The organism is Sinorhizobium sp. 8-89, assembly GCF_030124325.1.
In the GTDB taxonomy this organism is placed as follows: domain Bacteria; phylum Pseudomonadota; class Alphaproteobacteria; order Rhizobiales; family Rhizobiaceae; genus Sinorhizobium.
The window spans coordinates 1-17612 of sequence record NZ_JASKLR010000016.1 but is presented as its reverse complement, the minus strand read 5'-3'; the positions used below and the strand labels follow the sequence as shown (position 1 = coordinate 17612).

At 62.2% G+C, this 17612-nt stretch carries 16 protein-coding genes; 11 read left to right on the top strand and 5 right to left on the bottom strand.

The window, feature by feature from the left end; genetic code table 11:
* Nucleotides 1-31 precede the first annotated feature (31 nt).
* Nucleotides 32-1081: an aldo/keto reductase gene (locus QN219_RS23955; RefSeq protein ID WP_284002569.1), complete on the top strand. Its 1050-nt coding sequence runs from the start codon at nt 32-34 to the stop codon at nt 1079-1081.
* Nucleotides 1082-1109: 28 nt separating this feature from the next.
* Here the strand turns inward: QN219_RS23955 and QN219_RS23950 are convergent, their stop codons facing one another.
* The gene (locus QN219_RS23950) at nt 1110-2954 is read right to left on the bottom strand and encodes an adenylate/guanylate cyclase domain-containing protein (RefSeq protein WP_284002568.1); all 1845 of its coding nucleotides are present in this window, start codon (nt 2952-2954) and stop codon (nt 1110-1112) included.
* A 248-nt stretch (nt 2955-3202) separates the two neighbouring features.
* Between QN219_RS23950 and QN219_RS23945 the strand changes: the two genes are divergently transcribed.
* The 3 genes from QN219_RS23945 to QN219_RS23935 all read left to right on the top strand — a co-directional run bounded on the left by QN219_RS23945 (nt 3203) and on the right by QN219_RS23935 (nt 4750).
* Nucleotides 3203-3607, top strand: coding sequence for an antitoxin Xre-like helix-turn-helix domain-containing protein (locus tag QN219_RS23945; RefSeq protein WP_284002567.1), 405 nt, complete (start codon nt 3203-3205; stop codon nt 3605-3607).
* Nucleotides 3604-4299, top strand: a complete 696-nt coding sequence (locus QN219_RS23940) for an RES family NAD+ phosphorylase (protein WP_284002566.1) — start codon at nt 3604-3606, stop codon at nt 4297-4299. Before QN219_RS23945 ends, QN219_RS23940 begins: the two co-directional genes overlap by 4 nt.
* Nucleotides 4300-4375: 76 nt before the next feature.
* Nucleotides 4376-4750 carry a VOC family protein gene (locus QN219_RS23935; protein WP_284002565.1) on the top strand — a complete coding sequence of 125 codons (375 nt, stop codon included), beginning with the start codon at nt 4376-4378 and terminating at the stop codon, nt 4748-4750.
* Between the two features lie 96 nt (nt 4751-4846).
* Here QN219_RS23935 and QN219_RS23930 read toward each other — a convergent pair whose 3' ends face one another.
* Nucleotides 4847-5533 (bottom strand): TetR/AcrR family transcriptional regulator, encoded by a 687-nt coding sequence (locus QN219_RS23930; protein ID WP_284002564.1) that lies wholly within the window; start codon nt 5531-5533, stop codon nt 4847-4849.
* A gap of 257 nt (nt 5534-5790) precedes the next feature.
* On the opposite strand from QN219_RS23930, the gene QN219_RS23925 reads away from it, so the two are divergent.
* Genes QN219_RS23925 through QN219_RS23915 form a run of 3 tightly spaced genes read left to right on the top strand, consistent with a single transcriptional unit; the run spans nt 5791 to nt 8712 of the window.
* The gene (locus QN219_RS23925) at nt 5791-6768 is read left to right on the top strand and encodes an efflux RND transporter periplasmic adaptor subunit (RefSeq protein ID WP_284002661.1); all 978 of its coding nucleotides are present in this window, start codon (nt 5791-5793) and stop codon (nt 6766-6768) included.
* A gap of 7 nt (nt 6769-6775) precedes the next feature.
* Nucleotides 6776-8017: an ABC transporter permease gene (locus QN219_RS23920; protein ID WP_284002563.1), complete on the top strand. Its 1242-nt coding sequence runs from the start codon at nt 6776-6778 to the stop codon at nt 8015-8017.
* Nucleotides 8014-8712 carry an ABC transporter ATP-binding protein gene (locus tag QN219_RS23915; RefSeq protein ID WP_284002562.1) on the top strand — a complete coding sequence of 233 codons (699 nt, stop codon included), beginning with the start codon at nt 8014-8016 and terminating at the stop codon, nt 8710-8712. Before QN219_RS23920 ends, QN219_RS23915 begins: the two co-directional genes overlap by 4 nt.
* A gap of 55 nt (nt 8713-8767) precedes the next feature.
* On the opposite strand, the gene QN219_RS23910 is transcribed toward QN219_RS23915, so the two are convergent.
* Nucleotides 8768-10777, bottom strand: coding sequence for an acyltransferase family protein (locus tag QN219_RS23910; RefSeq protein ID WP_284002561.1), 2010 nt, complete (start codon nt 10775-10777; stop codon nt 8768-8770).
* A gap of 283 nt (nt 10778-11060) precedes the next feature.
* Between QN219_RS23910 and QN219_RS23905 the strand changes: the two genes are divergently transcribed.
* The gene (locus QN219_RS23905; RefSeq protein ID WP_284002560.1) at nt 11061-11369 is read left to right on the top strand and encodes a hypothetical protein; all 309 of its coding nucleotides are present in this window, start codon (nt 11061-11063) and stop codon (nt 11367-11369) included.
* A 30-nt stretch (nt 11370-11399) separates the two neighbouring features.
* Here QN219_RS23905 and QN219_RS23900 read toward each other — a convergent pair whose 3' ends face one another.
* A complete protein-coding gene (locus QN219_RS23900) occupies nt 11400-11861 on the bottom strand; it encodes a nuclear transport factor 2 family protein (RefSeq protein WP_284002559.1) in 462 nt (153 codons plus the stop codon).
* Nucleotides 11862-12123: 262 nt separating this feature from the next.
* Nucleotides 12124-13350 carry a PLP-dependent aminotransferase family protein gene (locus QN219_RS23895; protein WP_284002558.1) on the bottom strand — a complete coding sequence of 409 codons (1227 nt, stop codon included), beginning with the start codon at nt 13348-13350 and terminating at the stop codon, nt 12124-12126.
* A gap of 308 nt (nt 13351-13658) precedes the next feature.
* Here QN219_RS23895 and QN219_RS23890 point away from each other — a divergent pair, with 308 nt between their 5' ends.
* The 3 genes from QN219_RS23890 to QN219_RS23880 all read left to right on the top strand — a co-directional run bounded on the left by QN219_RS23890 (nt 13659) and on the right by QN219_RS23880 (nt 17070).
* Nucleotides 13659-14651 (top strand): threo-3-hydroxy-L-aspartate ammonia-lyase, encoded by a 993-nt coding sequence (locus QN219_RS23890; protein ID WP_284002557.1) that lies wholly within the window; start codon nt 13659-13661, stop codon nt 14649-14651.
* Nucleotides 14652-14830: 179 nt separating this feature from the next.
* A complete protein-coding gene (locus QN219_RS23885) occupies nt 14831-15433 on the top strand; it encodes a class I SAM-dependent methyltransferase (RefSeq protein ID WP_284002660.1) in 603 nt (200 codons plus the stop codon).
* 641 nt (nt 15434-16074) lie between these two features.
* Nucleotides 16075-17070 carry a carbon-nitrogen hydrolase family protein gene (locus QN219_RS23880; protein ID WP_284002556.1) on the top strand — a complete coding sequence of 332 codons (996 nt, stop codon included), beginning with the start codon at nt 16075-16077 and terminating at the stop codon, nt 17068-17070.
* The last annotated feature ends 542 nt before the right edge of the window (nt 17071-17612 follow it).

The following is a 17612-nucleotide window of genomic DNA, read 5'->3' as shown; positions in this document are numbered from 1 at the left end:
TGTCGATTTTGAAAACACGGAAGGATCGGAAATGGAATACCGTCTGCTCGGCCGCTCGGGCCTGAAAATCTCGACGATCACCATGGGAACAATGACCATCGGCGGCGGCGGCAAGTTCGCCCAGGTCGGCAATGTCGGGATCGACGAAGCGCGCCGCTACGTCGATCTCTGCCTCGATGCCGGCGTCAACCTGATCGACACAGCCAATATCTATTCCGCCGGGGCCTCCGAGGAGATCATCGGCGATGTCCTCGGCGGCAAGCGCAAGAACGGCGTGCTCATCGCCACCAAGGCGCGCTTTTCCATGGGGCCCGGCCCGAACGACGGCGGCCTCTCGCGCCACCACCTGATCAACGAATGCGAGGCGAGCCTCAAGCGGCTGAAGACCGACGTCATCGACCTCTACCAGGTCCATCAATGGGACGGCGAGACGCCGCTCGAGGAGACGATGGAGGCGCTGGACACGCTCGTTCGCCAGGGCAAGGTGAGATACATCGGCTGCTCCAACTATTCCGGCTGGCACATCATGAAGGCGCTCGGCATCAGCGCAAGCGACCACCGCCACCGTTTCGTCAGCCAACAGATCCACTACACGCTGGAAGCCCGCGAGGCCGAATACGAGCTGATCCCGCTCGCGATCGACCAGGGCCTCGGCGTGCTCGTCTGGAGCCCGCTCGCCGGCGGCCTGCTGTCCGGCAAGCACCGGCGCGACCAGACGCCGGAAGGCACGCGCCAGCTCGCCGGCTGGAACGAGCCGCCGATCCGCGACGAGGACCGGCTGTGGAAGATCGTCGACATGCTGGTGGCAATCGCCGGCGAGCGCGGCATCTCGCCTGCGCAGGTGGCGCTCGCCTGGTTGATCGGCCGCAAGGGTGTGACCTCCGTCATCATCGGCGGACGCAAGGAGGAACAGTTCCGCGACAATCTTGCCGCCGCGAGCCTCAAGCTTACCGACGAGGAGCGCGAGCTGCTCGACGCCGTCAGCCTGCCGCCGGTCATCTATCCCTATTGGCACCAGCTATGGACTGCCAAGGATCGCCTCGGCGAGGCCGACCTGTCGCTGCTCGGGCCGCATGTTTGAAGGGCGCGGAAAGGGGCACGCAGCATCCCTACTTCGTCGCTTTCAGAAGCTCCTGGAAGCGCGGGTGCGAGCGGATCGAATCGAGATCGGAATCGTTCCAGATCCAGGCGTGAAGCTCCGGCGAAACGAGCGGAAGGGAGTGTTCCAGCAACTCCATCGCGAGGTCCTGTTCTCCGAGCAGCGCGTAGGCGCAGGCGTTGTTGTAGCATGCCCGCGCGTCCTCCGGATCGATGGCATTGACCCGCGCGATTAAATCCAGTGCGCGGTCGCGTTCGCCCAAGGCCGCGCATGTGCACGCGCCAAGTTGGGCGGCATCGGAACTTTCCGGGTGCAGCACCATGCTCCGCTCCACGCGCTCAAGGCCGATCCTTATGAACCTTTCCTTCTTTTCCAGCTGGCCAAGGCGGTCCAGCGCGTTTCCGGCGAGGACCGGAGAGCGGTAGTCGTCAGGGCGGATCTCGGCGGCGCGCTCGTAGTGCTCGACAGCTTTCTCGTAGTCGCATCGCACAAAACAGTGGCGCGCATAGAAATAATGGGCCTCGTGAGAGTTTGGATCGAGCGCGAGTGCGCGCTCGAAGGCGGCGGCCGCCTCCTCGTAGCGTCCGATCGTCGAGAGCGCGTAACCATGGGACGCGTGCACCTCCGGCAGGCCGGGATCGAGTTCCAATGCCTTGGCGCACGTCTCCAGCAGGGATTCCGGCGGGATGTTCACACCGTGGAAGCCGCAGAGAAATGAGTCGCAGTCCGCTATGCCGGCGTAGGCGCGCGCAAAATCGGGATCGAGTTCCGCCGCGTAGGTGAACATCCGCCGGGCGTGTTGCAGTGACGCCTTCGTCATCGTGTGGAAGAGCTCCCGCCCCTTGAGGCAATAGTTATAGGCCTCGACACTTGCGGTGGCGGGCTGTTCGATCGCCTTCCTCTCCTTTGGCAGCAGCCTGATCTTCAGTTGCGCGACGATCGCCTGCGTGATCTCGTCCTGGATGTCGAAGATGTCCGTGAGGTCCCGGTCATAACGCTCGGCCCAGAGGTGGCGTCCATCCTTGCCGTCGATCAACTGCCCGGTAATGCGGACGCGCTGGCCCGCCTTGCGCACACTCCCCTCCAGCAGGAAGCTGACGCCGAGCTCGGCCGCCACCCGCTGTGCCGTCACCCGGGTCCCCTTGTAGGCGAAGACCGTGTGGCGGGCGACGACGGAAAGGCCGGAGATTTTTGAAAGATCCGTGATGATGTCTTCTGTTATGCCGTCGGAAAAATACTCCTGCGCGGGATCGTCGCTCATGTTGTTGAACGGCAGAACCGCGATGGACGGCTTGTGCGCCGTTGCCGGCGCTCCGGATGGGTCGTTTGCCGTCTGCGGAACGTCGAGAACTACATTGTAGACCCGTACCGGCCGCTCGATATTCTTCAATAGCTGTTCGCCGGCATCCTCGAAGACAAGATCGAGCCGGTTGCCGACGTGCTCGCGCACCGCGGCCGACACCGCCACACCACCCGGTTTCGCGAAATTCTCGATCCGCGCCGCGATGTTGACGCCGTCGCCGAAGATATCGTCGTTCTCCACAATCACATCGCCGATATTGACGCCTATGCGGAACTCGATCCGCCGATCCATGGGTACGGCCGAATTACGCTGACGCATCCCCTTCTGGATCTTGGCGGCGCAATCGACGGCGCTGACCACGCTCTCGAACTCGACCAGCATGCCGTCGCCGATCAGCTTCACGATGCGCCCCTGATGGTCGGCCAACATGGCATCCACCAGCTCCGCGCGATGCGCCGTCAGCGCCGCAAGCGTTTCCGCCTCGTTTGCTCCCATGAGGCGACTGTAGCCGGCCACGTCGGCCGAAAGGATCGTTGTGAGGCGACGCTTCATTGCAAAACCCCTCGTTCCGCAGTCTGAACTTATCAGGTTTGAGGCCGGAACGGCACCAGAATCAGGCTTGCTTTGGCGGTCACCTCCCGAGCGGATGCCCCGCGCATGTTCGCTAATGCCCGCCATACACGGCTGGCCGGGGCGCCGTCAGTCGGGTGGCGGCAGGCGACGAATAAAGCACACCCACGCCCCTTGAAATGCAAGGATTATATCATATGATATGAACAAGGAAATCAGAGGAGACGATCATGTCCAGCCTTCAGCCCGCAATCGTCCCTGATCGCGGGGCCGCGAAACAGGAAGAAGCCGTCATCGTCAAGGCGGTCGTGCGCGCCTGCGAGTTCTGGAAGCTGACCAACAAGGAGTCTGCCGAGCTCTTCGACGTGCCGATCGCCACCTGGAACCGCATGAAGGCCGGCGACTTCCGGGGCAGGCTCGACCAGGACAAGCGGACGCGCGCGAGCTTAATCGTCGGGATCTTCAAGGGACTGCGCCTCTTCTTCAACGGTCCCCTCACCTATCAGTGGCCGAAATCGGTCAATACCGGCCCGGTCTTCAATGGCAAGACGCCCGTCGCCACGATGATCGAGGGCGGCATCCCTGCGATGCTCCGCGTCCGCCGCTACGTCGACGGCCTGCGCGGTGGGCTATGATCCCCGAGATCGACTTCACCGATCCTGCCACGGTTCGGCTGATCTCCACCGCCTATATCGACGAACCGGCGGTCACACCGCTTTGCGACAACGAGGATGAGATCGAAATTCTCAACCGGCTGGAGGCGCAGACCTCGGCGCGGCTGAGCCCCGTCGCGCTGCCGTCCGGCGTCAGCCCCGCCGAACTGCTCAACGAATCCTTCGGCTATGGCTGGTCGCTGATCAACGCCGCCTTCTGCCATGCCCGCCCGCCGGGCAACCGCTTCAACGGCGAGGAGCGCGGCGCCTGGTATTGCGCCTTCGGCGCGATGGCGAGCGAGACCTGCCAGGCCGAAATCATTTTCCACCGCACGCGGGCGCTCCGCGACGCCGGCAATTTCAACGACATCGGCCACTATCGCGAGTTGATCGCCGGCTTCCTCTGCCGCTTCCATGACGTGCGCGGCGAAAAGGGCTCGGCCTATCTCGACCCTGACCCGGCGGTCGCCTATCCGGCCGGCCAGGCGCTCGCCGGCACCATCCTCGCCAAGGGCGGCAATGGCGTGATCTATCCCTCGGCCCGCCATCCCGAGGGCGAATGCCTCGCGGTGTTCCGCCCCTCGGTCATCCAGAACATCCGCCAGGGCCGCACGATAACCTTCGAATGGACAGGCTCGCCGGTCCCGAGGGTCTTGAGCGATATGCCAGGCTAGAGCGGGATGAGGAAAAGTGTGTGCGGTTTTCCGAACCGCCTCTTTGTAATTCTGGTCAACTCCCTGGAGGTAGCGAATGCTACATCATGTCGAAATCTATGTTTCAAACCTTGATGCTTCGCATGCATTCTGGGCAAGCGTACTCGCCGAAATCGGCTACGAAAAATCGGGCCATTGGGACGGCGGATTTACGCTCGTTAATGGCGAGGATGCCTACCTAACCTTTGTGCAGGTTGCCAAGAAGTATGAATCGCACCCATACCATCGATGCGGTGTCGGACTTAATCATCTCGCTTTCAAGGTCAAAAGCAGAGATGCCATCGATGCGTTAAGACAATACTGCATTGAGAATAATATTCGTAGTCTCTATGATGAGAAATATCCGTTTGCGAAACGGCGGCAAGGAATATTACGCGCTATTTGTCGAAGATCCGGATCGAATAAAGGTTGAATTCGTCGCGGCCGATTGACGTGGGTGATTCGAAACTCCGTCCGCTGTGCGCGTCGATCTTCGAAAATACGCATCCGCGTCTCAACTCATCATGATCTAAGCCGCGAGAAACGCACGGGCAAAGCCCGGTTCCGTGACCTGAATCGACCCTTCCGGGAGCTTCAGAATCCGCTCCACGGCCAGACCATAGCTCTGCATCCAGCTGTCGAGCATGGCCGCCGCGCTCTCGACGTCGCCGGCTTCCGCCTGCTGCAGGGCGCGATGCATGACCTTGGCGACACCGAGCCTCAGATTGAGCAGCATCAGCGCCATCGCTTCGGGATCGGGCGCATCGAGGCTTCCCTCCTCTTGGCCCCGCCTCAGGATTTCCGTCATGAACGGCAGGGTGACCGCAGTCAGCGCCTCGTCGATGCGGTGGTAAAGCACGATGTTTTCAGGCTTGAAGAGCGCGTTGAACGTGTTCTTCAATTGCGGGGCCATGTCCACCTTCATGCGCCGCGAGTTGGCAAAAAGCGCGTTCAGCCGGCCGACGGCATCGAGCAACGGATCCTCGAGAAGCGGCCGCATTTCGTCCAGGCTCTGGCGCGCCATTCGCGCGGCAAGCGCCTCCAGCAGCGCCTCCTTCGACGCGAAGTAGTGGTAGAAGGCGCCCTTGGACAGGCCCGCCTCCCGGATGACGTCGTTGACCGTCGTATTCTCGTATCCATGTTCGAAGAAGAGACGTTGCGCGCAATCGATAAGCTCACTCGTTCGAACATCCGGCGATTTTATAATTCGAGCCATGGGTCGTCCTGGGAATGGGGCGCAACGTGCTTACACGTGATATCGAGCCGCGCGAAACCCTGCGGTGGAAGTATTGACTTGATAATAGACCGACGGTCGGTCTATTACTAGAGTGTATCCTGCCTTCAGGAATGCTCGAGATCAAAGTCTGGCGCATCCTTTGCGTGTTTACTCCAACGCGCAGCCTCTGGAGGCAAGGCATTCGGTTTCCGTGGAGAGATTTCGTGCGGTTGAAGCGTTATGCGATCGCCATTGCAATGGCCGCGGCGGCGGGCGCGGCGGCTTACTGGTACATCTCCCGTCCGGCGCCCGTGACCGTGGTCACGCTGAAGCGTGGCGATGCGGCCGAAATCGTCTATGCGAGCGGCGTCGTGGAACCGCGCATCTGGGCCAAGGTCACGCCCACCGTGCGCGAGCGCATCGTCGAGCAATGCAATTGCGAGGGCGAGCGCGTGGAAAAGGACCATGTGCTCGCACGCCTCGACGACACGGAGGCACGCGCCACGCGCGGCGAACTCCAGGCGCGGCTGTCACTGGCGCAGGAGGAGTATCGCCGCAAGCTCGCTCTTTCCGCGCGCAACACGATCAGCGAGCAGGAGGTTGACAGGGCCCGCACCGAAGTGGCGCAATTGGAGGCGCTGATAGCCGCCCAGCAGGCACGGCTCGCGAGCTACGTGTTGCGCGCGCCGAGTGCCGGGCAGGTGCTGCGCCAGGACGGCGAGATCGGCGAGGTCGCGGAGCTCGGCACCGTGCTCTTCTGGGTCGGCGAACGGAGGCCCCTGATCGTCACGGCCGAAGTGAACGAGGAGGACATCCCGCGCGTCGAGGTGGGCCAGCGGGCGCTGCTCAGGTCCGATGCGTTTCCCGGCCGTGAACTGGAGGCGGTCGTCGACATCATCACGCCGAAGGGCGATCCGGTGACGAAGACCTACCGCGTCCGCTTCCGCCTGCCCGATGACACGCCGCTCCGGATCGGCATGTCCACCGATGTCAACGTGATCGTGCGCCAGTCGCCGAACACGTTGATCCTTCCCTCGGGCGCCATCAGTGGCAAGCGGGTCGCCGTGGTCGAAGGTGGTGACGTGCGCCTGCGCGAGATCGAGACCGGCATACGCGGCGCGGGCGGCGTCGAGGTGCTTTCAGGACTTGAGGAAACGGCACAGGTCATCTCCCCCTTCCCCGCTGATCTTACCGAGGGGACGCGCGTGACCATTGCGGGAGGCGGCAGGAACTGAGGCGATCATGCACCTTATCCTCGACATCGCGTGGACCCACATCGCCGGTCGCGGCCGCCAGACCATCGTCGCGATGGTCGGCGTGGCCGTCGGCGTCGGCTTCTCCATTGCGATGGCGGCGCTGATGCAGGGCGGACAGGACGATTTCGTCCGCCAGCTCGTCGATACCATGCCCCACGTCGAGGTGAGCGACGAGCAGCGTTCGGCGCGCCGGCAGCCGGCGGAGGACGTCTTTGAGGTCGCCGCCATATCGGGCTTGCGGCCGCGCGACGACCGCCGCGGCATCATCAACCCGACGGCAGCGCAATCGTGGCTTGAGGAATGGATTCCGGGACGGTTCGCCGCAAGGCTCAACGCTGAGGGCGTCATCCGCTATTCCGGTCGCGAGGTCGGCGCCGTGGTGATCGGCATCGATCCGGAGCGAGAAGCGAGCGTCTCGCCGATCGTCGAGGATTTCCGGGAGGGAAGCTTCGACGCGCTCACCGCCGGCGGCAACAATGTCGTGATCGGCGATACGATGGCTTCGAGGCTGGGCGCCGGGCTTGGCGATACGATCACCGCGGTATCGTCCGAGGGGCTTACCCGCAACTTCAAGATCGTCGGGCTGTTTCACACCGGAACCACCGCGCGCGACGAAGGCGAGGCCTATGTGCTGCAGAAGAATGCACAGATCCTTTCCAACCGGCCGAACGCGATCAACCGGATCAGTATCAAGCTCGACGATCCGAATGCCGCCCCCACGATTGCACGACGCGTCGAGGCGGAACTCGGGTACAAGGCGGTGGCCTGGCAGGAAGCGAACGAATCCATTCTGGAGGCGCTCGTGGTGCGCAACATCATCATGTATACGGTGGTGGCCGCCATCATGCTTGTCGCCGGCTTCGGCATCTTCAACATCATCTCGACCATCACCCACGAGAAAGCGCGCGACATCGCGATCATGAAATCGCTCGGCTTCTCGGAAGCCGACATGCGGCGCCTCTTTGTGCTCGAAGGGCTGGCAATCGGCGCCGCGGGCTCGCTCCTCGGCTGGGCGCTCGGGTTTTCCATTACCTATGCGCTTTCGCTCGTGCACTTCGAAATTGCCGCGACCGGCCAGGAAATGACACGGCTGCCGATCGCCTGGAGCATGCTCCACTACCTGATCGCAACGGCCTCGGCGGTCGGCTCCGCGGCGGTCGCCGGCTACCTGCCCGCCCGGCGTGCGGCCCATCTCAATCCGGTCGACATCATCAGAGGCGCGACATGACGAGCCTGATCGAGACGACGGACCTCACGCGTATCCTCCACGAGACGGTACCGGTCACGCTGGTGAGAAACGTCACGCTCAGCATCGGAGAGCGGGAGTTTGTCGCCGTGACCGGCCCTTCCGGATCGGGAAAGTCGTCGCTCCTCTATCTCCTGGGTCTGCTCGACCGACCGACCGCGGGAACGATAAGCGTTCGCGGCCGCGATGCCGAGCCGATGAGCGAGAGGGAGCGCGCCGCGACGCGCCTCGCCAACATCGGCTTCGTTTTCCAGTTCCATTTCCTGCTGCCGGAATTCACCGCGCGCCAAAATGTCGAGATCCCGATGCGCAAGCTCGCCCGCCTCACCCGCGCCGAGATGCGTGAACGGGCGACGGCACTGCTCTCCTCGCTCGGGTTGGAGGATCACCTCCACAAGCGACCCGACCAGCTTTCCGGCGGCCAGCGCCAGCGGGTGGCGGTCGCCAGAGCGCTCGCCAACGATCCGCCGCTCATCCTCGCCGATGAGCCGACCGGCAGCCTCGACAGCAAGAGTTCGGAGCAGGTGTTTGCGATCCTGGAAGCGCTCGTCAACGAGCGCGGCAAGACGGTCGTCGCCGTCACGCACGACCTCGACATGGCCGCCCGCATGCACCGGCGCATCCATCTCGTGGACGGCCGGATCAGCGAGGAAGAAGGCGCTAAACCGGGATTATAGACCACTCGCGTAAGATACCGGCGTTCGGCCCGGCCACTGCACCGCCTCCGCAGCCTTACTCTTTCCGGACCGCGCCGACGATCGTCTCGCCGAAGATCGCGCGTTGAAGCGAGGCCGCGAGTGATTCCGCATAGGGCGTGGCGATGTGATGACGATCGCGGAAGGTCAATTTGCCGTCGATCACCGCGGGGCACGTGGTTTTGTTGCAGAACAGATCGACGACATCGACATAGGACGCATTGCCCACTTCCGAAACGACCCTCCGTTCCGCCGCCGGGATCGTCTCCTCCACCGCCTCGTCGCGCGGGGTGTCGCAAACGCTGGGGTTCTCGTCCTGCCACAGGGCGCGCGCAACACATTTGTCCAGGTAGGATTTGTGCAGCGGGCCATCGCGGAGCAAGACGATATCGCTGCCGGTGTCTTTCAATGTCTCGACCGTGCGCTTGATGCCCTTCGCCCACGCGCTGACATCGATCTGGTAGCTCGATATGTAATTGATGTCGTTTCGGACATAGCTCGACGAATATTGCGAAAGGATCACGACATCCGGCTTCAGCGAGGCAATCTCACCAAGCACCAGCTTCCTCCACTGGTCGCACTCGCTATAATCCCGCGCCAACACCGAGTTCCAGGTCGTGACACTTGCGGCCGGACATGACGACTTCAGATAGGTGACGAGCCGCCAGCCGTTGTTCTCGGCAATCCGCTTGAGCGGCGTCGACCAATGGTCGGCATGGGAATCGCCGAAGAGAACGATCGTCTTTTTCGGGTTCTTGGCGCCGAATTCGCAGGCCCTTGGCGCAATCTCGTCCCTCTCGAGCACGCAGGCCGAATCGAATTCCCGCGCCGCCGATTTCCGCTCGGCGCTTTTGAGGACCTGCCGCTGCTCGGAATCGAGGTTGAGGCCTGCAAGAGTGGCACTTCCGTAGGCAACCGTCGCCCCCGCCGCCGTGAGAAGCGCAGCGAGACCCAGCGACCGGCTGGTCCTGGCCGCCAGCCAGCCGCTGTGGCGCACCGGATTTTCGATGAAATGATAGCTGAAAAGCGAAAGTACGAGTGTGAGCGCCAGACACAGGAGCCGATCGGCGATGCTCAGGTCCGGCTCGAGGATTCCCGCATAGACGATGACCGGCCAGTGCCAGAGATAGAGGGAATAGGAGAGTTTTCCGATCTCCTGGAACGGCTGAAGGGCGAGGACCGACCTCGGGCCGGCGCGGCTTTCATGCGCGCCGCTGAGAAGCACCAGCACCGTGCCCAACACCGGTACCAGGGCAATGGAGCCGGGAAAGGGAATATCCTCCGTCACGGTCAGATAGGCCGCCGCGATCAAGACGAGCCCAAGCCAGCCGAGCACGGGCGAAAAGCGAAACCGTCTTGCCCACTCCTGCGAGACCGCCATCGAAGCCAGGCCACCGGCGGCGAACTCCCAAGCTCTCAGCGGCGAGAAATAGAACGCCCAGGGCTGCGAAATCGCAGTCATCCGCCAGCTAAGCGCAAAGGAAACCGCGGCCACGGCGGCGAGCAGGAGGAACAGACCACGCTTGCCCGGACAAACCCGCGCAAGGACCAGAAGGAGCGCGGGCCAGACGAGATAGAACTGCTCCTCGACCGAGAGGGACCAGTAATGGATGAACGGGTTGTTCGACGCGTCCGACGCAAAATAATCGACAGCCCAGCGAATGAGCCACAGATTGATCATGTAGGACGAGGCGAACAGCGAGCCTTTCGAATAAAACTGCTGCTCGGACGGCGCGAGAATGAAGTAGCCGAAAAGCAGCGTCGCCAGGATGACGAACAGTGACGCCGGAAGCAGACGGCGGGCGCGGCGGCCGTAAAAGCGCCAGAGATTGACCGTGCCGCTCCTGGCAATCTCCTGCTGCAGATGCCTGGTGATGAGGTAACCGGATATGACGAAGAAGATATCGACCCCGACGAAGCCGCCGGGCAGACCGGTCATGCCGAAGTGAAAGGCCACGACACCGGAGACCGCCAGGGCGCGCAGCCCTTCGATATCAGGACGAAAGCTTCCTGGGGCTGCTTGTATACTCAGGGCTTGTGTACTCATACCGCTGGTTGCATACCTTCTCAGGCACCCCAGTCATTCATGGCACGAACAGATCTGGGGGCAAGGGGTTACTTGACGCGACGCAGCATTCCCTGCCGCAACGCAGCACATCATGGTGCGGTGATCCTGCCCGAAAATAAGGCATCAATATGGGGCCGTTTTCGATTTTTTCCGCCGGCTTTGTATCATCACCCCGGCCCGGCCGGTCACATGCCCTTCACCGAGACCGGACAGTTGCCGTCCGAACGCCCCCAGCGTCGTGCGGCCGGAGCGCAATCTTGGATTGAATAACAAGAATATCACGCCCCCTCAAAAAGAAAGGGCCGGCGTGCCGAAAACCCAAGAAACTCAACGGCTCGACGCGACCCTGCGCAGCGTGGCGTCGGAAGCACAGCCTCTTCCAGCCGGAGCGGGAACATTGCCGGTGACCACGAGAGAGATGTGCTTCAGAAATGTGAAACGCCGCAGGCGCAAACGCCACGAGAGCACGTATGCCGGTAAGGCGCCCGGCGTCGCCGGCGCCCTCGAGGCGTTCATGAAACATCTGTTTTGCCCGACGGCCGCCGCACGAATCAGATCGCCGCGTCGATGATTCGGTTGCGACCGGAACGCCGTGGCTGTTTCAGGCGTCCGCCTGCCCTGTCACCGCGAAGCTCGTAAGCGGCACCGTGATACCGACCGGCGTCGCCACCTCGACCAGTTGCTGCGTGTCGACGAACTCCATGATCTCCACCATCAGCCCGTCCCTGAACGTGATCTTGTCGACAAACTCGGTTTCGAAGCGGGCATCGCTCGGGACGAAACGCACCTCGCCGGCGCGATGTGCGAAAACCGTCTCGCCGTCGACATGAAGCGCGAGTGTTCCCACCTTGGAGAGGTCCCAAACGTCCATCAATGACTTGAAATTGAGGCGCACGGCGTCCCCGCCTTCGATCTTCTGCGCCATCGGGCCGAGGCGATCGCTCCCAGCGATGCGGAAGCTGCAGGCAGGATGAACATAGGCCATCAACGCGTCGAGGTCGTTGTCGGCCCGCGCCTGGTAGATCGCCTGCATGATGTTTTCAAGTTCGCTTCGATTGGTCATGGCAGTCCTCCCCTCGGTTGCTGCACAACTCTCGTGAATCGGAAACGATGGTACTCTTGCGCCACGAAGTGCGGCGCTGCACCCACGCAGTTTGCTCTCGATTGCACCGGGCCGCAATCACGCAAAAGCGGCCTCTCCGAACTGACGAGCGAGACGACTGCTGTGGCTCGCTCTGCTTTCAATGATAGCGCGACACAGGCAACCGACGGCGAGGCCCGGCGTTTGCCGGGTCTCGCTGACCGGAATGTCGTTCTCTCCCGGCTTAGGCCGCCTCCGCCATCTCGCCGCGCACGAGATCCCCGAGCCGGCGAATGCCCTCGTCGATCATCTTGTCGTTGGCGCAGGAGAAGCTCAGGCGCAGCGTGTTCTCGCCCGACCCGTCGGCGAAGAAGGCGCGGCCGGGGACGAAGGCGACCTTCGCCGTCTGGATCGATTTCGCCAGAAGCTCGGCACCGTCGGTGCCCTTCGGCAGCGTCACCCAGACGAACATGCCGCCTTCCGGCTTGGTCCAGGTCACGCCTGCCGGCATGTATTTTTCGAGTGCGGCGAGCATGGCGCTGCGGCGGTGCTTGTAGACCCTGTGGATCTTCTGCACCTGCTCGTCGAAGCCGCGCTCGGCAACGGTGCAGATCGCCATCTGGTTGATGGTCGAGGAATGCAGATCCGCCGCCTGCTTCATCAGCACCAGCTTGCGGATCACCGTTTCGGAGGCGCAGACCCAGCCGACGCGAAGGCCCGGCGCCAGCGTCTTGGAGAAGCTGCCGCAATAGATCGTGCGGGTGCTGTTGATGTCGCCCTTGCGCGCGATCTCCAGCGCCAGGATCGGCGGGATCGCCTCGCCGTCATAGCGCAGCGATTGGTAAGCCGCATCTTCGATGACGGCGACGTCGAGTTCCTCGGCGAGATCGAGAACGCGCTCGCGGCCGGCGCGATCAACCGTCTCGCCGGTCGGGTTGGCAAAGTCGGCCGAGAGGTAAGCGAACTTCACCCGGCCGCCCGCCAGCGCGGCCTGCTGGCGATAGGCTTCGGGCGTGCGGTTGCCGCCGGGGTTCAGCTGGTCGTAGGTCGGCTCGTAGGCATTGAAGGCCTGCAGCGCGCCGAGATAGGTCGGCCAGGTGACGAGCGCGGTATCCTTCGGCGACAGGAACAGCTTGCCGAGATAGTCGAGCCCCTGCTGCGAGCCCGAGGTGATGAAGATGTTGTCCACCGTCGCCGGGATGCCGAGGGCCGCCATCTGCTTGGCCAGCCATTGGCGCAAGGGGCGATAGCCCTCGCTTACCGAATATTGCAGCGCCGCGCTGACGGCCGGGCCGTCGAAGATCTCGGCGTAGGCTTCCTTGAATTCCGCATCGGGAAAGAGTTCGGGATCGGGAATGCCGCCGGCAAAGGAAATGATATCGGGACGATCGAGCAGTTTCAGAAGCTCACGGATTTCGGAAGCGCGCATCCGGCTCGAACGCGTCGCGAAGATATGGTCCCAATTCAGCATGGGCAGTTTCCTCGAGATCTTTGCAACGGGACCACGGACGAAACGGCTTTCCGAAGTCCCGCGTTTCTTTACGATTGTCCGGCGACAGGATCACGTCCGCCATTTTATGTCAACGTTATTGACCTAAATCAGTTCTTTTTTCGTCGTCTCCGGCTTCAAACCGGTCGCTGCCGCATGGTGACTTTCATAACCTTACGTGAGATCTTTGACGCGTCTCCGGCGCTCGTGGATATCTTCGCGCCGTGCTAGACTCGCGAGCTGACGCCAGGGCTATTTTCGATGCGTAGGGACGGCGCCGGGAGGTTCGCATGATCGACACTTCATCAGCTTCCGCTTCACTTAAGGTTCCGACATTTGCGGACGTTGAAGCCGCGCGGGAGCGCATTTCCGGCGCAGCACACCACACCCCCGTCTTGACGTCGCGAACGGCGGACGGAATGGCCGAGGCGTCTCTCTTCTTCAAGGCGGAGAACTTGCAACGCGCCGGCGCGTTCAAGTTTCGTGGCGCCTACAACGCCGTCGCCGCCCTCGATGATATTTCCCGGAGAAAGGGCGTCGTCGCCTTCTCCTCCGGCAACCACGCTCAAGCCCTCGCCGATGCGGCGAGATTGCAAGGCGTTCCGGCAACGATCGTGATGCCGAAGGACGCGCCGGAGATAAAGATCGCGGCGACGAAGGCCTATGGCGCCGAAATCCGTTTCTATGACCGCTACACCGAGGATCGCGAGGCAATAAGCCGACGCCTCGCCGCCGAGCGCGGCGCAACCCTGGTCCCCCCCTTTGACCACCCGGATGTGATTGCGGGACAGGGCACCGCCGTGCTGGAACTGATCGAAGAGGTCGGCGAGCTCGATCTCATCGTCGCGCCGCTTGGCGGTGGCGGCTTGCTCGCCGGCAGCGCGCTCAGCGCCCGCGCACTGTCACCCGCGTGCAAGATTGTCGGCGTCGAGCCGGAGGCGGGCAACGACGGCCAGCAGTCGCTCCGCAAGGGCGAGGTCGTGCGCATACCGGCGCCGAAATCCATTGCCGACGGCGCGATCGTCACCCATGTCGGCGATCACAACTTCGCCATCCTGAAACACACGGTCCACGACATCGTAACCGTGACCGACGTCCAATTGGTCGAGACCATGCGTTTTTTCGCCGAACGCATGAAGATCATCGTGGAGCCTACCGGCTGCCTGGCGGCGGCGGCCGTACTGCAAGGCGTTCTGCGCTGTGTGGGTGCGAGGGTGGGCATTCTCTTAAGCGGCGGAAATGTCGATCTGAAAATGTTCAATGAGCTCCTGAGCGGGCGCTAAAGCGGGTCGCGTTCAATCGGACGCATGTGACGCGCTTTAGGTCCATGTCGTTGTCCCAAAACCGCTGCACACTTTTGGGCGACATGCGCCAGATCCCCTCACCCCGCGCGCCCTCGGCGCTTGTCCTACGTCACGGCGCGCCCTATCAGGCACGGATGACGCTCGATGAAGGAGACGAGATGCCGCCGGTGAGCGACGAGACGAATGCCTTCTACCGCGACAACGCTGAAGCCTATGCAAGCCGGGAGCGCAAGGTGCCAGTCGCGCGCCTCGATCGGTTTCTCGCCAGGCTTGAACCCGGCGCCAGAATTCTTGAACTCGGCTGTGGCGGCGGCCAGGACAGCGCCTATATGCTCGCCAGGGGGTTCGACGTGACGCCAACCGACGGCTCGCCGGAACTTGCGGCGGAGGCAGAACGTCTGCTCGGCCGGCAGGTCGAGGTTGTCCGATTTGAAGAGATCGGATGGCACGAAGTCTTCGACGCCGTCTGGACGGAAGCATGCCTCCTGCATGTGCCGCGTGCCGACCTCGCCGGCGTGCTTGCCCGCATCCAGCGCGCATTGAAAGCCGGCGGGATACTTCAAGCGAGCTTCAAGGCCGGAAACGGCGAGGGTCACGATCGCTTTGGGCGCTATTACAACTATCCTTCGCGGGACTGGCTGACGCGACGGTTCGACAAGAAGGACTGGGCCAAGCTGGAAATCGCCGAAATGGATGGCAGCGGCTACGACGGCGAACCGACCCACTGGCTGCATGTGTCGGCCGCCAAACCAATTTCATGAGCCGTTGGCAAAACAAAAGGGGAAGGCCGGATTGCATCCGGTCCAAAAGGCCTTTCCAGCCTGAATGGTGCCGCTCAGGCCTCGCCCTCGTCCAGATAGCTGCAGATCAGCAAGAAACAGATCCCAGCCAGAATGAGGAGATCGAAGAGAGCGAAGTTTTGCAGAATCGCCTGCATCGCGCGTCCTCCTGCCAACCAACACATAAGAACATGAATTGGTTTCCAGAGAAAGAAGAAGTGCGGAATATTATTTCGAGATACCATGCGACACGGCTGATATTCTTGCACCGCACAACACTATTCTGCATTGCACAATAGATTTTTCAGGAAAGTTGCATGTCCGCGAAAGCCGGGGCGTGACGTGCGGCGGCTAACATAAATGCGCAATACTTCTCTCGCAAAACTCGCTCGAGTATAGCCAGCATCAAATACGAATTTTGCGACGGGCAGTCCCGGAGTTGACGAATCAGAATCGCATCGGCAGCTTTCTGCTCGGCGTGGCCTACGCCTAACCTCCCAGGACCTTCCCCAGCACGGTCTTAAATGGAGGCAAAGGGGCTTCTGTCTCGGGTCGCAGTCCTGGTCCGATCGTTTCCGACGTAGTTGCTGGGGAACTCCGTCCGGGACGTGAAAGGCCCGACAATGACGCAAAACGGAATCTTCAAACGTCGTGTACGCGCCCGCGCGGCTAAGACAGGTGAGTCCTACACGACGGCTCTCATGCATGTTCGCCGGAGTTCGTCGAACGAGATAAAGCCTGAAGCCAAATCAGTGCGTTTGGCTGTAGCGCAAACCACTGTCCACGATGATCCTCGCAACACCGCGGCGCTTCGCACCAGCGGGCTGGAGATGAGACGCCTCATGCGTCAAGCGCATGAAGCCGGAGCAAGACTCGTGCATTTTCCCGAAGGCGCGACCTGCTCCCCTAACAAGCGCATCATGTCCAGTAACGGTCCCGAGCAAATCGGTGCTTCAGATTGGCGCCGGTTCGAATGGACCGTCCTGCGTGAGGAACTGGAAGCTACCAGGAAGCTAGCACGGCAGCTGGGTCTCTGGACGATCGTCGGATCAGTGCACCAACTCACCCCACCTCACAGGCCTCACAATAGCCTGTATGTCATCTCCGATCGTGGGGAAGTGGTGACGCGTTACGACGAGCGCATGCTGTCGAACACCAAAGTCCTGTTTATGTATACGCCGGGTTCAACCCCGGTGACGTTCGAGGTTGACGGGGTCCGCTTCGGCTGCGCGCTGGGCATGGAGTCGCACTTTCCGGAGATTTTCATCGAATACGAGCGGCTTGCTGTCGATTGTGTTTTGTTCTCGACCACCGGCGGCTCCATCAATGACCTGGCTTTCGCCGCCGAAGCGCAGGGACACGCCGCAAGCAACAGATATTGGATTAGCTTCTCTGTTCTCGCGCGGCGTGGCCTGACCGCTCCTTCGGGAATCGTTGGTCCCGGCGGTCAATGGGGCGCACAATGTGCAGCGGATGGAGCACCCTCGATTGCCGTCGTCGATATCAACGACAATCCGGGAGACCTTGCGCGGTCCTGGAGGCGAACGGCACGGGGAGGCATTTACGAGCCGCACCTGGCGGACAACGACCAACGAAGCCGCAACCGCGATATGTTCTGAACTAGCGTAGGCGACCACAAGCGGCGAGCGGGAGAGCGCTTCCCGTTCGCCGACTTTCGTCAAGCGATCAAGTCAACGAAGATGCTGCTCTGGAGCCGACCGTTGTTGTTCGCTTATCAGCTCTTGCAGCACTGCGTTGAGGTATTCCGGTTGTTCCAGCGGAACATAATGGCCGCAATTTCGGACAACCTTCAGGCGTCCGTGCCGCGCCTGCGCTGCCTGCATTGAGCTGGCCTCAGGTCCAGGCGCGCGGTCGTCGTCGCCAGATGCATCTGCCCTTGCCACATCGAGCCATCAAGCGGCAGCGCGTGCAGAAGAGGTAGTTCCAGCCTATCGTTGCTCCTAGGCGCGGCAAATCGGCATCACGGTTTTGCGCCCATTAGGCGGGCTGGACGGATTTGACGCCGCCGCTGCTGTCGACGACGCAGTTGAACTTGCGGCCGCCGGCATCGACCTCGACGCTGTAGCTCGTGGCACCGAGCTGGCGCGAACTCGTCGGCAGAACCCTGGCGCCGCCGGCTTGCGCAACGACGGCATTGGCG